Annotated in this window: 15 protein-coding genes; 3 read left to right on the forward strand and 12 right to left on the reverse strand. The window is 71.5% G+C overall.

Annotated features, from left to right (window positions below; translation table 11 throughout):
• Nucleotides 1–270: 270 nt before the first annotated feature.
• Complete coding sequence (locus C3492_RS21820; RefSeq protein ID WP_103813442.1) at nucleotides 271–1,152, reverse strand: NAD(P)H-binding protein; 882 nt, start codon at nucleotides 1,150–1,152, stop codon at nucleotides 271–273.
• Between the two features lie 247 nt (nucleotides 1,153–1,399).
• Between C3492_RS21820 and C3492_RS21825 the strand changes: the two genes are divergently transcribed.
• The gene (locus tag C3492_RS21825; protein WP_103813443.1) at nucleotides 1,400–1,810 is read left to right on the forward strand and encodes a lipocalin-like domain-containing protein; all 411 of its coding nucleotides are present in this window, start codon (nucleotides 1,400–1,402) and stop codon (nucleotides 1,808–1,810) included.
• A 322-nt stretch (nucleotides 1,811–2,132) separates the two neighbouring features.
• Nucleotides 2,133–2,918: an AfsR/SARP family transcriptional regulator gene (locus tag C3492_RS21830; RefSeq protein WP_103813444.1), complete on the forward strand. Its 786-nt coding sequence runs from the start codon at nucleotides 2,133–2,135 to the stop codon at nucleotides 2,916–2,918.
• Nucleotides 2,919–3,007: 89 nt separating this feature from the next.
• Here the strand turns inward: C3492_RS21830 and C3492_RS21835 are convergent, their stop codons facing one another.
• The 4 genes from C3492_RS21835 to C3492_RS45140 all read right to left on the reverse strand — a co-directional run bounded on the left by C3492_RS21835 (nucleotide 3,008) and on the right by C3492_RS45140 (nucleotide 6,527).
• Complete coding sequence (locus tag C3492_RS21835; protein ID WP_103813445.1) at nucleotides 3,008–3,994, reverse strand: carbohydrate kinase family protein; 987 nt, start codon at nucleotides 3,992–3,994, stop codon at nucleotides 3,008–3,010.
• 423 nt (nucleotides 3,995–4,417) lie between these two features.
• A complete protein-coding gene (locus tag C3492_RS21840) occupies nucleotides 4,418–4,750 on the reverse strand; it encodes an acyl-CoA carboxylase epsilon subunit (RefSeq protein ID WP_103813446.1) in 333 nt (110 codons plus the stop codon).
• A 20-nt stretch (nucleotides 4,751–4,770) separates the two neighbouring features.
• A complete protein-coding gene (locus C3492_RS21845) occupies nucleotides 4,771–6,345 on the reverse strand; it encodes an acyl-CoA carboxylase subunit beta (protein WP_103813447.1) in 1,575 nt (524 codons plus the stop codon).
• 38 nt (nucleotides 6,346–6,383) lie between these two features.
• Nucleotides 6,384–6,527 carry a DUF6059 family protein gene (locus C3492_RS45140; RefSeq protein WP_219822088.1) on the reverse strand — a complete coding sequence of 48 codons (144 nt, stop codon included), beginning with the start codon at nucleotides 6,525–6,527 and terminating at the stop codon, nucleotides 6,384–6,386.
• Nucleotides 6,528–6,800: 273 nt separating this feature from the next.
• Here C3492_RS45140 and C3492_RS21850 point away from each other — a divergent pair, with 273 nt between their 5' ends.
• Entirely contained in the window at nucleotides 6,801–7,856 is a 1,056-nt protein-coding gene (locus C3492_RS21850; protein WP_103813448.1) for an aldo/keto reductase, read from the forward strand.
• Between the two features lie 76 nt (nucleotides 7,857–7,932).
• Here C3492_RS21850 and C3492_RS21855 read toward each other — a convergent pair whose 3' ends face one another.
• From C3492_RS21855 to C3492_RS21885, 7 genes are all read right to left on the reverse strand, one after another.
• A complete protein-coding gene (locus tag C3492_RS21855; protein ID WP_103813449.1) occupies nucleotides 7,933–8,745 on the reverse strand; it encodes an LLM class F420-dependent oxidoreductase in 813 nt (270 codons plus the stop codon).
• On the reverse strand, nucleotides 8,742–9,812 hold the full coding sequence (locus tag C3492_RS21860) for an acetylserotonin O-methyltransferase (RefSeq protein ID WP_258055809.1): 1,071 nt from the start codon (nucleotides 9,810–9,812) through the stop codon (nucleotides 8,742–8,744). Before C3492_RS21860 ends, C3492_RS21855 begins: the two co-directional genes overlap by 4 nt.
• Before the next feature lie 41 nt (nucleotides 9,813–9,853).
• Nucleotides 9,854–10,339, reverse strand: a complete 486-nt coding sequence (locus tag C3492_RS21865; protein ID WP_181140485.1) for a cupin domain-containing protein — start codon at nucleotides 10,337–10,339, stop codon at nucleotides 9,854–9,856.
• A 132-nt stretch (nucleotides 10,340–10,471) separates the two neighbouring features.
• On the reverse strand, nucleotides 10,472–10,822 hold the full coding sequence (locus tag C3492_RS21870; protein ID WP_103813451.1) for a DoxX family protein: 351 nt from the start codon (nucleotides 10,820–10,822) through the stop codon (nucleotides 10,472–10,474).
• A gap of 63 nt (nucleotides 10,823–10,885) precedes the next feature.
• Entirely contained in the window at nucleotides 10,886–12,211 is a 1,326-nt protein-coding gene (locus tag C3492_RS21875; protein ID WP_103813452.1) for an alpha/beta hydrolase, read from the reverse strand.
• Between the two features lie 60 nt (nucleotides 12,212–12,271).
• Complete coding sequence (locus C3492_RS21880; RefSeq protein WP_103813453.1) at nucleotides 12,272–12,592, reverse strand: hypothetical protein; 321 nt, start codon at nucleotides 12,590–12,592, stop codon at nucleotides 12,272–12,274.
• Nucleotides 12,586–14,256 (reverse strand): cytochrome P450, encoded by a 1,671-nt coding sequence (locus C3492_RS21885; protein WP_103813454.1) that lies wholly within the window; start codon nucleotides 14,254–14,256, stop codon nucleotides 12,586–12,588. Before C3492_RS21885 ends, C3492_RS21880 begins: the two co-directional genes overlap by 7 nt.
• Between the last annotated feature and the right edge of the window lie 2 nt (nucleotides 14,257–14,258).

A 14,258-nucleotide genomic window follows, 5' to 3' on the forward strand; every position in this document is an offset into this window, starting at 1 on the left:
TGAAGGCGGTGGACCGGCGGAACGGGGTGTCGTGCCCCGGCCGGACGGCGGGCCCCCGCGTCACGGTGAGCCGCGGCCCGGCGCCCACCGGCGTCCCGCGGCACGAAGGAAGCGGTGGCCGACCGTGGCCGGCCGGCACCGCCGGAAGGGGGACGCCCTCCGCCGCCTCCGTCCGACCGCGGGCCGCGGGGCGGCATCCCTCATGGGGAACGACGCTAGGCAGCGGGCCTAGAGGAATCCTCAACCGGCTCTGCACGCCGACGGAGCCGGTCAGCCGGCCCGCACGGCGGGGGCCAGGACCTCCTCGCACCAGCTCCGGAAATCGGTGGGCGTGGCGGACCGCGCGGTGCGCGGCTCGACGGTGTCGAGGCCCTCGTCCTTGGCGAGCAGCATGTCGACCATGCCCTGCGCCATGGCGTCGGACATCCCGCCCGCGAGCATGGCCGCCTTGAACTCCTCCGGCGCCAGGCGCTGGTAGCGCACGGGGCTGCCGAGGACCTGGGACATGATGCGGGCGACGTCGTGGAAGGACAGGTCCCGCGGGCCGAGGACGGGCACATCGTCCCGGCCGGTCCAGGTGCGGTCGAGCAGCAGCCGGACGGCGACGGCCGCGATGTCGCGGGAGGCGACGGTGGGCAGGCTGCGGTCGCCGTCGATCAGGGAGAAGAACCTGCCCTCCGCCCTGATCAGCGGGACCTGGGCGAGCAGGTTCTCCATGAACGCGGGCATGGTCAGCGCGCGGTAGCCGACGCCGGTGCCGGCGATGAGGTCGTCCATGGCCAGGGAGGCGGTGGCGAGGCCCGCCTTCCCGGGGAAGCCGCGCCCCAGCGCGGAGATGCCGACCACCCGCCGGACCCCATGGCGGATCAGGGCGTCGCAGGCGGGGCGGGTGAAGCCGGTGAAGGCGGACTCGACGCTCTCGGCCCGCGGGTCGGGCGGCACCACCCAGAAGACGGTGTCGGCGGAGGCGAACGCCCGGTCGACGACGGCGGGGTCGCCGTGCGAGCCGGCCACCACCTCGACGCGGGCCCGGACGCGGGCCGGAAGGCGGGAGGGGTCGCGGACGATCACGCGGACGGGTGCGCCGGCCCCGAGGAGGGCGGCGAGGACCTGGCTTCCGAGATTTCCGGTGGGTGTGGTGACGACGATCATGCGGTGCTCCTCGGTGGCTGCCGGTGATGTGGAGGCGTACCGTGCCACCCGCGGTCGGAATTCCGTCCCACTGTAATAAGGTCACCGCGCACGCGATTAACACTCTTTGAGCGGTTTTTTAGCCCATCGCGCCAGTGTGGCTTGATCGCCCCGGTCGGTCAGGGATCGGGATTCGGATTGACAGCCCGGCGCACCAGCCGTCTTTCCCGGTGCGGGCGTCGGGCTCGTCCAGGTGCAGGGAGCACGCATGCTGTCCGAAAAGGACCTGATAGGAGTCTGGCGACTGGTGTCCCACTTCTACCTCGAAGACGACGGTTCCACGAGCGAAGGCCCGCTGGGCAACGAAGCGGACGGTCTGCTGATTTATCACGCGGATGGGTACATGGCGGCCAGCCTGATGCGGAACGAGCCACTGGCCGGAATCGACGGCGTGCCACCGGCGACCTACCTCGGCTCCGCCGACGACTATCTCGGGTATTCAGGGCGCTGGCGGCTGCGCGGCGACGCGGTCGTCCACCACGTGGTCATCGGGTCGCACCGGCGGGTGGTGAACACCGAGCAGGTCAGGGAGGCCCTCCTGCACGACGGCGTGCTGCGGCTGCAGCGCCGCCTCGGGGGTCCGCACGCCTCTGTGGTGATGGACTGGCGACGCGTCTGACCCCCACTCCCCGTCGACCAACTCTTTGCGAAGCCATGGGAATGCAAACACCATTCCAGGGGTAGGCGCCTACTCTGGTCGTATTTCAAACTCTTTACAGAGTCCGCGACGACGCCATGGAACGCTCGTTGACACGGCTACTCGGACGGTCTTAGGCTCCAGCCGAAAACGAATACTTGAGCGAGCAGTCAGCCGTTGATGAATTCAATGGTGGATCAGAATTCTCGGTTCGTGTCCGTTCCGTATTTTTGCGTTTGGCCGGTCGGCCATAACACCGAAATGGACGACCGTACGTACGCCGAGGTCTAGGGGGAAATCCACAGTGCTCGGGGAGCTGATATGGGTCAATCTGCTCGGCCCGCTTGAGGTGAGCCACGCCCTGGGAACCGACGACACCCGCTTGCCCGTCAGAATCACCGCGACCAAGCTCCGGCAGGTCCTCGCACTCCTGGCCGTCAACGCCGGCTCGACGGTGAGCGTGGAGCGCGTGATCGACGAGCTGTGGCCCGACGGTCCGCCCAACACGGTCAAGACGATCGTGCAGACGTACGTCCACCAGCTTCGCAAGCTCTTCGACAAGAACTTCCACTCCGCCCGCGGCGCGGAGCTGCTGGTCACCCGGCCCGACGGGTACATGCTGGCCATGCCGGCCGACCACGTCGACGTCTTCCTGTTCCAGAGCCTCCTGGAGCGCAGCAGGAACGAGCTGCGCCGGAAGCAGCCCACCCGGGCCGCGGAACTGCTCCGTGAGGCCCTGAACCTGTACCGCGGCGCGATACCCGCGGACATCACCTCCGGACCGGCGCTGTACGGCCTCTCCGTCCTCCTGGAGGAACTCAGGCTGGAGGCGGTGTCGCTGCGGATCGAGGCCGACCTGGCGAACAACCGGCACCGGGAGATCGTCGGTGAACTCAGGTCCCTGGTCGCCACCCACCGCCTGCACGAGGCGTTCTACATCAAACTCATGGAGGCGTTACACCGGTCGGGCCGCCGGGGGGACGCGCTGACCGTCTACCGCGATCTGCGCTGCGTGCTCGACGCCGAACTCGGCCTGAAACCCTCGCCGGAGGCGCGGAGGCTCCAGCACGAGATCCTGGTCAGCACATAGCGGCCGGCACAGCGCGTCGCGTCTGCCGTCTCGCCGGGGGCATCACCGGAAGACGGCAGTCCGCGTGCCCGCCGCGGCGGCCGGGGCGATCAGCGGACGCCGGCCAGACGGGGCTCGATCGCGCGCGCCTCGGCGGTGCCGTAGGCGGCTTCGACCCGGCCGATCAGGTCGGCGGCCACCAGCTCGTACTCCTGGGTGCCGGTCGACTCCAGGACGACCGCGGCGATCGCACAGCCCAGGCGGGCGGCCCGCTCCTGCGGCCACTGCCAGGCGAGACCGGCCAGGAAGCCGGCCCGGAAGGCGTCACCGGCCCCGGTCGGGTCGGCGATCCGCCGGACGGGGACCGCGGGAACGGTCGTCGGGCGCCGTCCGCTCCGGGCGACGGACACCCCGCCCGCGCCGAGCGTCACCACCCACCGCCCGACCCGCTCCAGGACCTCCCGCTCGGTCCAGCCGGTGCGCTCCCGCAGCAGCGCGGCCTCGTACTCGTTGGTGAACAGCAGCCAGGCACCGTCGACCAGCCGGCGGACCTGCTCGCGGTCCAGCCGGGCGAGCTGCTGCGAGGGGTCGGCCGCGACGGCGACGCCCAGGCGGTGCGCGGTGCGGGTGTGACGGAGCATCGCCTCGGGGTCGTCCGCGCCGACGAGCACCACGTCCAGGCCACGGGCTGCCCGCCCGGCGACGGCGGCGAGGTCGATGTGGCGGGCTTCGGCCATGGCGCCGGCGTAGAACGTGGCGATCTGGTTCTGGTCGGCGTCGGTGGTGCAGATGAAACGCGCGGTGTGCAGCGCGGCGCTGAGCCGCACCGGCGTGGTGTCCACCCCGGCGGCCCGCAGCCAGGCGCTGTACTCGGCGAAGTCGGGGCCCGCGGCGCCCACGAGCAGCGGGGTCAGCCCCAACCGGGCCAGGCCGTAGGCGATGTTCGCGCCCACGCCGCCGCGCCGTACCTCCAACCGGTCGGCGAGGAAGGAGAGCGAGACCTTGTCCAGCCGGTCGGCGAGCAACTGGTCGGGGAAACGGCCGGGGAAGGTCATGAGGTGGTCGGTCGCGATGGACCCTGCTACGGCGATCCGCACGGGATGCTCCTGTCGGTGAGGGGGCGGGCCGCGGCACCGGCGTCCGGCCGGAACTTCGTTGCCCGCGGGGTGACTCGGGATGACCGGGGCGTGGCGCGGCGGGGTGGCCGGTGGCGGTGGAGCGGCCGGTCAGGTTCCGGCGGCGGCCCGCGGGGCGCCGACGCGGTCGGCGCGTTCCCCGACGCCGCCGGGCAGTCCGCGGCCGAGGGGGCCGCACGCCGCGGTCCGTCCATGGACGGGTCGCAGCAGGTTCCGGTCGCTGTCCGGAGGAGGCGGATGCCGGCCCCGGCGATGGGCACCCGGCCGGTGGTGAACGGGCGGCGGGGCACCGGGCGTCTCCCGGGCGGGCGAGGGGTGGTGGGGCGTCAGGTGACGCTTCGCACCGCGTCGGCGGGCGCCGGGGCGGCCGGGGTGCGCGGCGCGTCAGACGACGGTCTGCCAGCTGTGGGGGGCGGCGAACGTCCGGACGGGGTTCCACCGGGCGGCGGCCGGCAGCGCGACGGTCTCGACCGGCCGGGCACCGGCGGGGTGGGCCAGGGCCAGCAGGGCCACGACCACCGCGGCCAGTTCACCGGGCTCGGCGTGGCCCCGCTCGACGCGCAGGAGCGGCTGCCCGGCGGCGGGGGCGAGGGCGGGGGGTCCCACTTCGGCCACCGCGGAGGCGGCGCCGGGTCCCGCGTCCGCGGACGCGGACGCCTCCCGCCCTTCGGGCGCCGGGGACGACGCATGTGCTCGGGACGTGTGCGACGAGGGCATGGCGGCTTCCTGGGAGGGGGTCACTGGGGCGGGTTGCCGTGTTTGCGGGAGGGCAGGTCCGCGTGTTTGGTGCGGAGCGCGGCCAGCGCGGACGCCAGCACGGCACGCGTCCGCGCCGGGTCGATCACGTCGTCGACCAGGCCGCGCTCGGCGGCGTAGTAGGGGTGCATCAGCTCGGCCTTGTACTCCTTGACCAGCCGGGCCCGCATCACCTCCGGGTCGTCCGCCTCCGCGATCTGCCGCCGGAAGATCACGTTCGCCGCGCCCTCGGCGCCCATGACCGCGATCTCGTTGGTCGGCCACGCGAAGGTCAGGTCCGCCCCGATCGACTGCGAGTCCATCACGATGTACGCGCCGCCGTACGCCTTGCGCAGGACCACCGAGACGCGCGGCACGGTCGCGTCGCAGTACGCGTAGAGCAGCTTGGCGCCGTGCCGGATGATCCCGCCGTGCTCCTGCTCCACTCCCGGCAGGAACCCGGGAACGTCCAGCAGGGTGACGATCGGAACGTTGAAGGCGTCGCACATCCGCACGAACCGCGCCGCCTTCTCGGACGCCTCGATGTCCAGCACGCCCGCCAGCGAAGCGGGCTGGTTGGCGACCAGCCCGACCACCTGCCCGCCGAGTCGGGCGAGCGCGCAGATGATGTTGGTGGCCCACCGCTCGTGGACCTCCAGGTACTCCCCCTCGTCGACGATCTCCTCGATCACCCGGCGCATGTCGTAGGAGCGGTTGCCGTCTGCGGGCACCAGGTCCAGCAGCGCCTCGGCGCGCCGGTCCACCGGGTCCGCCGGGTCCGCGGCCGGAGGGTTCTCCCGGTTGTTGGCCGGCAGCAGCGACAGCAGGTACCGCACCTCCTCCAGACACGTCGGCTCGTCGTCGTGGACGAAGTGCGCCACACCCGACACCTCGGCGTGCACGTCCGCACCGCCCAGGCCGTTCTGGCTGATCTGCTCCCCGGTCACGGCCTGCACCACGTCGGGGCCGGTGATGAACATCTGCGAGGTGTCGCGGACCATGAACACGAAGTCCGTCAGCGCCGGCGCGTACGCCGCCCCGCCCGCACACGGGCCCAGCATCACCGAGATCTGCGGGATCACGCCGGACGCCCGGGTGTTCCGCCGGAAGATGCCTCCGTAGCCGGCCAGCGCGGACACGCCCTCCTGGATGCGGGCCCCGGCACCGTCGTTCAGCGACACCAGCGGCGCACCGGCCGACACGGCCATGTCCATGATCTTGTGGATCTTCGCCGCGTGCGCCTCGCCCAGCGCACCGCCGAAGATCCGGAAGTCGTGCGCGTACACGAACACCGTGCGGCCGTGCACCGTCCCCCACCCCGTGATCACCCCGTCGGTGTAGGGACGCTTCGCCTCCAGTCCGAACCCGGTCGCCCGGTGCCGGCGCAACTGCTCCACCTCGTGGAAGGAGCCCTCGTCCAGCAGCAGGCCGATGCGCTCACGCGCCGTCAGCTTCCCCTTGGCCCGTTGCGCCTCGGTCGCCTTGTCACCGGGACCGCGCTCCGCCTCCGCGCGCAGGAGACCCAGTTCGGCCACCCGTCCGCGCGTGCTGCCGACGTCCGGCGTCACATGTGCCACCTCTCGTCCTCTCTCCCCGGGCGGGCGCGCCCCGGGCGTCAGGCCGTGTCGCGTATCTGGCGTTCCCAGGCCCTCTCGGCCCGGCTCAGGGGGATGTCGGGGCGTACCCGTTCCGGATGGCGCTCCCCGGGCGCCGCGCCCGCGGGCCCGGCCCCGGAAACCTCCGGAACGGCGATCCACATTTCTCCGTAGGCCACCACGTTCCGCCAGACGGAACGCAGACAGGCGAGGGCAATGGATTTCAGTGGGCGCAGCACGTCGGGCCCCTTTTCGACGGAACGACGGAACGACGCTAACGGGTCCCGCTATAGCAGGGCTCAGAAAGCGGTTCAGCGGCCTGCCGGAGACGGAAGCGCAGGTGAGCGGCGGTTCCGGGGGGTCGCTCCAGCGAGAATATTGCCGTCGTGCAGCATCGCTTTAATGCGTCCACCGGCCGTACGGCTAGCATCTCGGGCATGGAATATCGACAGCTCGGCAATTCCGGTCTCCGGGTTTCCGTCCTGACCCTGGGCACGATGACATTCGGCGGGCGCGGTGTTTTCGCGAAGGTGGGCCGGGCCGACCTCACCGAGGCGAGCCGGCAGATCGACCGCGCGCTGGACGCGGGCGTCAACCTGATCGACACGGCCGACTCCTACTCCGGCGGTCTGTCGGAGGAGATCGTCGGCCGGGCGATGAAGGGGCGCCTGGACCGCGCCCTGATCGCCACGAAGGCCCGCATGCCCACCGGGACCGGCCCCAACGACGCGGGCCTGTCCCGCCACCACCTGATCCAGGCGTGCGAGGCGAGCCTGCGCCGGCTGGGCACCGACCACATCGACCTCTACCAGGTGCACGCGTGGGACGGCCTGACGCCGCTGGAGGAGACGCTCTCCGCCCTGGACGCCCTGGTGCGCGCCGGCAAGATCCGGTACGTCGGCTGCTCCAACTACTCCGGCTGGCACCTGATGAAGGCGCTCGGGGTCTCCGACCGGACCGGCACGGCGCGGTTCGTCAGCCAGCAGATCCACTACTCGCTCCAGGCCCGGGAAGCCGAGTACGAACTGCTCCCGATCGCCGTCGACCAGGGCCTCGGCGTCCTGGCGTGGAGCCCGCTGGCCGGCGGGCTGCTGTCCGGCAAGTACCGCCGGGGCGTGGAGCCGCCCGCGGGTTCCCGGCGCCTGAGCGGCTGGGACGAGCCGCCGGTGCGCGACGAGGACCGACTGTACGCCGTCGTGGACGCGCTGGTTTCCCTCGCGCGGGACCGGGACGCGACCCCGGCGCAGGTGGCCCTCGCCTGGCTGCTGTCCCGGCCGGCCGTGACCTCGCTGGTGATCGGTGTGCGCAGCGAGGAGCAGCTCGACCAGAACCTGCGCGCCGCCGACCTGGTCCTGGAGCCTGCCGAGCTGGAGCGGCTGGACGAGGTGAGCGCCCCGCCGCTGCCGTACCCGTACTGGCACCAGGCGAAGATCGCCTCCGACCGGCTGGGCCCGGCCGACCTGACGCTGCTCGGCCCCTATCTGCGCCGGTAGCACCGGGGTGGTGACAGCGGCGCGCCGCCGGCCCGGTGCCGGCGGCGCGCCGCTGTCGTGTGCGGGGGCCGGGGGCTCAGGTGACGGAGTCCCGCCAGCTCACCATGTCCTTCAGGGACGACAGGTCGTACCCGGCGTCCGTCGGCTTGACCTCCGTGACGAAGAGGGTGACGCCTTCGGCCCGCAGCGCGTCGGCCTGGGCGGGGCCGCTCCAGTTGGCGGCCCGCTCGATCGCGTCGGCGTCCCGGCCGGCCGCCGCGGCGTGCTGCTTGACGAGGTCGTTCTTGCGGCGGAAGGTCTCCAGGTCCAGTCCGCAGTGCCAGATGTCGGCGTACCGCCCGACGACCGGCAGGGTACGGCGTTCACCGCCGCCGCCGATGAGGAGCGGGATCTTCCGCAGGGGTGGCGGGGTCAGGTGTCCCAGCCGGTGCTCGATGCGCCGGACGCCCTCGGTGAAGAGGTCCATCCGGGACCTGAGGGTCCCGTAGGAGTAGCCGTAGGCCGTGTAGTCCTTCTCGTACCAGCCGGCGCCGACGCCGAGGACGAGCCGGCCGCCGCTGATGTGGTCGACGGTACGGGCCATGTCGGCGAGCAGGTCGGGGTTGCGGTAGCCGATGCCGGTGACGAGCAGGCCGATCTCCACCCGGCTGGTGATCTCCGCCCACGACGCGAGCGACGTCCAGCCCTCGAAGTTGGTGACGTCGGGCTGCACCGGGGCGATCTCGATGCCCTCCGGGCCGCGGCGCACCCACGGCTTGTGGAAGTGGTCGTAGCCGAAGACGGCGTCGGCGCCCATCTCCTCGGCCCGCAGCACCGCCGCGCGCCAGGTCGCGTAGTCGGGGGCGCCGCCGGGCCACAGATGGGCGGCGACGCGGACGGGACGGGTCATGCGGTCTTGGTGGCGGACAGGATGCCGTGGACGACGAACGTGCCGGGCGGCATCGTGGCGCGGTCCTGGGTGAGGGTCCGGGTCACCTCGAAGCCGCACTCCTCCAGCCAGGCGCGGTAGGTGGACATCTTCTGCGGGCCGCCCTGGCCCATGGTGCAGCCGAGGAAGAAGGCGGGGAAGAAGTCGATGTCGACGTTGTCGTCGCCCTTGACGTCCTCCGGGTAGACCGGGACCAGGATGTGGACCTGCCCGCCGGCCGGCAGCGCCCCGTGCACCCCGCGCAGGATCTTGAACACCTGGTCCTTGTCGAACATGTCCAGGAAGTGCTTGACCAGAGCGACGTCGAAGCCCGTGGGGACGGACTCGAAGACGTCACCGCCGATGAAGGAGCAGTGCTCGGCGACGCCGTGCGCCCGGAAGTTCTCCAGGCACTCGCTCTCCTTCTCGGGCAGGTCGAAGGTGGTCACGTGCAGTCCGGGCGACTCCTTCCGGCGGTACGTCAGGATGGCGCCCAGGCCGGTGTTGCCGGCGACGTCGAGCACCCGGGAGCCGGCCGGGATGTCGACGTTGGCGAAGAACCAGGTGTCGATGTACTCGGTGACGTTGTCCATCAGCGTCGCCCACGACTCGCGCAGGTCCTTGTGCTCGGCGACGGCTCCGTACAGGTTGCCCTGGTACCCGTAGAGCTTCTCCAGGCCGACGACCGTCCCGGTCTGCACGCTCTCGGTGAGGTAGAAGACCTGCCGGAGCATGACCACCTTGATCATGTTCATCAGGGTCAGCAGGCGCTGCACGTCCGCCTGGTCCACGCGGGCGAGCGAGTCGAGGGAGTACCGGCCGGACGCCTCGTCGTGCGCGACGAAGCCCTCCTTGACCGGCAGGAGCAGCAGTTGTTCCACGGCGTCGGGGCGGGTCCCGACGGCGGCGCCGAGCTGGGCCGCGGTCAGGGCGCCGTGCTCCCGGAGTTCGTCGATGAGGCCGAGTTCGAAGACGCTCAGCAGGTTCATGAACCTGGCCGGGCCCACCATGTAGTCGCGAAAGCGCTCGAACGTGAGGTCCGCGGTCATTGCAGTGATCCCTTCGGCTGGGGTTGGCTCGGTCGTGCCGTTCACTCGGGCTGCTCGGGCGCGCCCTCGGCGCGGACCGGGGGTCCGAGCCGCTCCACCTCGAACCGGAACGCGGGGCGCGGCACGTCGGGGTCGCTCGACGCGGCGGCGAAGACGTTCTCCAGGCCGCCGGGGGTGGACACGGTCAGTCCGGCGGCGGGCTCGCCACCGGCGTTGGAGAAGGAGTGCGGGGTGTTCCGGGGCATCCAGGCCAGCTGCCGCGGGCCGAGGACGTGGCGCTCCTCCCCCACCTGGAAGACCACGTGGCCCTCCAGCACGTAGAAGGCCTCGTCGAAGTTGTGCTGGTGCAGCCCCGGACCGGTCTGCCACGGGTCGAGGTGCCATTCGAGGAGGCTGAACCGGGCGTCGGTGTCGCTGGCGATGAGCTTGAAGGCCGTCTTGAAGGCGGTGCCGGCCGCGTCCTCGGGGCTGGGCGCCCCGGGCCGGGCCTCGGACGGCTTCAGCACGAAGGGTTTCGAGATGTGCACGATGACCTCATCAGCATCGGGGATTCGCTGGTCGAACGCCTGTGTGCCGGCGTCGCTCGTGTCGATGGTCCGGGGCCGCCGTAAATCCCGGCTCAAGCCTGGCTAACCGGCGGGGCCGCCCGGACCCGGCGCTCAGGCGCTCAGCGTCACCAGGCAGAGTGCCGTGACGGAGCCGAGCAGGATGGCGGCGGACAGGCCGGCGCGGCGCGGGTGCCCGACCCGGATGTGCGACCCGACGGCGCCGAGGAAGTACAGCACGAGGCCCGTGGCGGCGGCGATGGCCAGTGGCGACCAGTACAGCCCCGCGATCAGGCCGACGGCGCCGGCGCACTGGGCCAGGCCCAGGAACCAGAGGAGGGATGCCGGGAAGCCCACCTCGACGATGCCCCGGCGGACGGCCTCCTTGCCGGTGAAGGTCGCGTAGGAGGTGAAGAGGAGCACCGCGGCGAGCATGACCGAGACGGTGGTGGCGGCGGCGGACATGAGCACTCCAGGGCAGCGGTGAGGACGGCTGGGCGGATCGGGTGCCGGGTCGGGACGGTCGGGTCAGGACAGGCCGGTGCCGGGGCCGTCCCCGAGCAGGGTGCGCGGGTCGAGGGGGGCACCGTAGGTGTAGTGCCGCTCGCCGCCCCACGGTTCGGTGTGGGAGCGGCCGCGGGCGTCGACGGTGGTGTGCCGGGACGTGAGCGGTTCTCCCGCCGCCCGTTCGGCGAGCCAGTCGGCGACGGCGACGAAGACGGCGGGGCCGAGGCGGCCCGCGGTGCGGGTGACCGGGGCGTGGTGCTCGCCGACGTAGAACAGCAGTTCCTTGGGGCCGGGCACGTCGTTGAGGTGCCGGTAGGTGTCCGCGGGGTCGCACAGCGGGTCGTCCTCGCCCATGACCGCCAGGTAGGGCATGTGGATCTGCTTGCTGAGCCCGGCGACGGTCATGGTGCCGACCTTGGCCTCCAGCTCCTCGACACCGGACGTGCCGGTCATGTACATGAAGCGCTGGCGGAAGGTCGGCGAGGCGGAGCCGAACATGACGGCGTTGCCGGGGTCGAAACAGGTGAACAGCGTGGCGCAGGCGGCGTACCGGGGCTCGGCCGCGGCCATCTGGGTGACCCAGAACGAACCCTGGCTCACCCCGCAGAGCATGACCCGCTCCGGGTCGACCTCCGGGCGGGCCGCGACCGCCTCGTAGGCCGCGGTGCCGACCTGTCCGTAGCGGTCGGGGTCGTACCAGATCTCCCGGACCAGCGACGTGCCCTGGCCGGGACCGTCCAGGGTGAGCACGGCCATGCCGCGGCGCAGGTGGCGGTCGGCGCTCGCGAAGACGTTCATCTCCTTGAAGCCGTCCATCCCGGAGAGCAGCACCACGCACGGCAGCGGGCCGGTGGCTTCCTCGTGCCCCGGGGGCAGGTGGAACCAGCCGGCCAGCGTCCGGCCCTCGTACGGCACCTCGACGGGTTCCACGAGGTGGTCCGCGCCGGCGGCGTAGGCGGTGTAGCAGTCGGTCTTCTTCTGTTCCAGGACGACGTTGAGCTCGGTGTTGGCGAAGATGGGCCACTGGGCGCCGCCGTAGAGGACGGCGGCCGCGAAGTGGTCGTCGCTCGCGGAGGCGGTGTGCCCGGCCCGCCGCTGCCCCGCACCGCGGAGTTCGAAGTGCCGGGCGAGGTTGACCATCTCACGGGTGAAGTCGTCCAGTTTGCGGATCGAGCGCCCCAGCCCCAGGATCGCGCCCTTGTGATCGGCGCTGACCGGAGCCGACAGGTAGTGCAGGCGGTCCTGGTCCCATTCCGGCCCGAACTGCTCGATGGCCAGATCCAGCAGCCAGCGCTGATCGGCGAAGCGGGGATCGCGGTTGCCCAGGGCATGAGGATTGACCGGCATGGTCTGACGCTCCGGTGGGTGAGGGGGACGGACGGCACGACGGGAGTTCGACGACAGGGCCTACTCCTCGGTGTTCACCGAGACCGCCTGGTAGGGGAACCTGGACTGCCAGTGGCGGACGAACTCCAGCAGTGGCGGGTGGGCGAAGAGCTCGCGCATCGTGCCGAGGTCGCGGCAGGTGATCCGGGCCATCGCGGAGGGGACGAAGACCGGGGCGACCTCGGCACCGACGTCGTCGTGCAGCGGCACGTGCGGCCAGTGCCGGTAGGAGTCCGCCAGCCCGGAGGCGAGGACCAGCGCGGAACCCTCGCGGAAGAACTGCGCGCGGTCCGCTTCGGACATCTCGTCGCTGAAGTGGAAGACGAGCGTGTGCGTCACCATGACGTCTTCGCCCACAGGTCGGCCACGAACTGGTGGTAGTAGCCGGACTGGAGCACCAGCATCAGCTCCAGCAGCTTCGCCTTGTCACCGGTCACCCGGAACTGCCCGGTGACGAAGGCGGTCGCGGCGTGCAGCTCCCCGGCCTGGAAGTCGACCAGGTCGCGGTAGGTCCCGGTGATCGCGAGGTCGCTGTCGCCGATCACACCGCGGCCGGCCCTGACGATGACGCCCCGTCGGATCAGCAGGTGGTAGTCGACCTGGCCCTCGGGCGTGTCCGTGGCGTGGAACTGCACCCGGACGTTCACGTGCGGTATCTCCGGCTGCTTGGCCGGAGCCAGCGCCTCCAGCTCCGCCAGGTACTCCTCCGACAGGAACCGCACGGTCGAGCCGGACGGCGCCGGACGCTCCGCCGGGTGCTCGTGGAACCGGATCCGCAGCGACTCCAGCTGCGGGAAGGCGACCCGCGCCCGGTGGCGCAGCGGTTCGGTGATCTCCAGCCGGGAGAAGCGGGTGAGCAGCGACGAGAAGACGACCTGCGCCTGGAGGTTCGCCAGCCGCCAGCCGAGGCAGAAGTGCGTGCCCAGCCCGTAGGCCAGCGGCGCGGGCTGCCCCTCACGCAGGATGTCGAACCTGTCCGGGTCCGGATAGCGCTCCGGGTCGCGGTTGGCCGCCGCGATCCACACCATGACCCGCGCGCCGGCCGGGATCTCCACGCCGCCGACCCGCACCGCCGCGGTCGTCGTCCGAGGGATCATGTGCGCCGACGGCATGTAGCGCAGCACCTCCTCCCGCGCCCGGTCGAGGAGCGAGGGGTCGGCGCGCACCAGGTCCGCCTGGTCCGGGTGCTCGGCGAAGAGCCGGATGCCGTTGGTCATGAAGAAGGTGGTGGTCTCGCTGCCCGCGGCGATGATCATGTGGCACATCTGCACCAGCTCGTCGAAACCGAGACGTTCGCCCTCGTCCTCGGTGTCGATCAGCGCCGAGACCAGGTCGTCGCCCGGCCGGCGCTGCTTGCCGCGGACGTGGTCGGCGAAGTAGTCGTCCAGGAACTTCGCCGCCTCGTCGGCCTTGCGCAGCTCGGTGGCGGTCATGCCCGGCTCGAAGGTGCGCTGGAAGTCACGGATCTTGTCGCGCAGCAGCGGAGCCTCCTCCTGCGGGACTCCGATGAGGTTCGCCACGACGCTGAGGGCGAGCGGGAAGCAGACGTCGTTGCAGATGTCGCCGCCGCCCGCCGCGGCGAGCGGCTCGATCAGCTCGTCGAACCTGCGCTCGATGAAGGCCCGGTGCTCGTTCACCCGCTTCTCGGTGAACGCCCGGTTGGCGATCCGGCGCAGCCGGGTGTGCTCGGGCGGGTTGGTCCACAGCATGTTGGCGGCGAGCTTGCGCAGCGCCTGGTGCTGTTCCCAGTCGCCGCTGAACCGTCCGGCCATGTAGACCTGGATGTCCTTGTTGACCAGCTTGCTGCGCAGGAACTCGTCCACGTCGTCGTAGCGGGTCAGCACCCAGGTGCCCATCGAGGTGCGGTGGACCGGCGCGGCCTCACGCAGTCGGTGGTACCGGGAGAACGGGTCCGCGAGTCCCTCGGGGGAGAACAGCAGCTCGGCGAACGCCTCGTCGGCGGTGTGCTCGGCCGTGGCGTCCGGCCGGGCGATGTCAGTGGTCATCG

The sequence above is a fragment of the Streptomyces sp. Ru62 genome (assembly GCF_002920615.1).
In the GTDB taxonomy this organism is placed as follows: domain Bacteria; phylum Actinomycetota; class Actinomycetes; order Streptomycetales; family Streptomycetaceae; genus Streptomyces.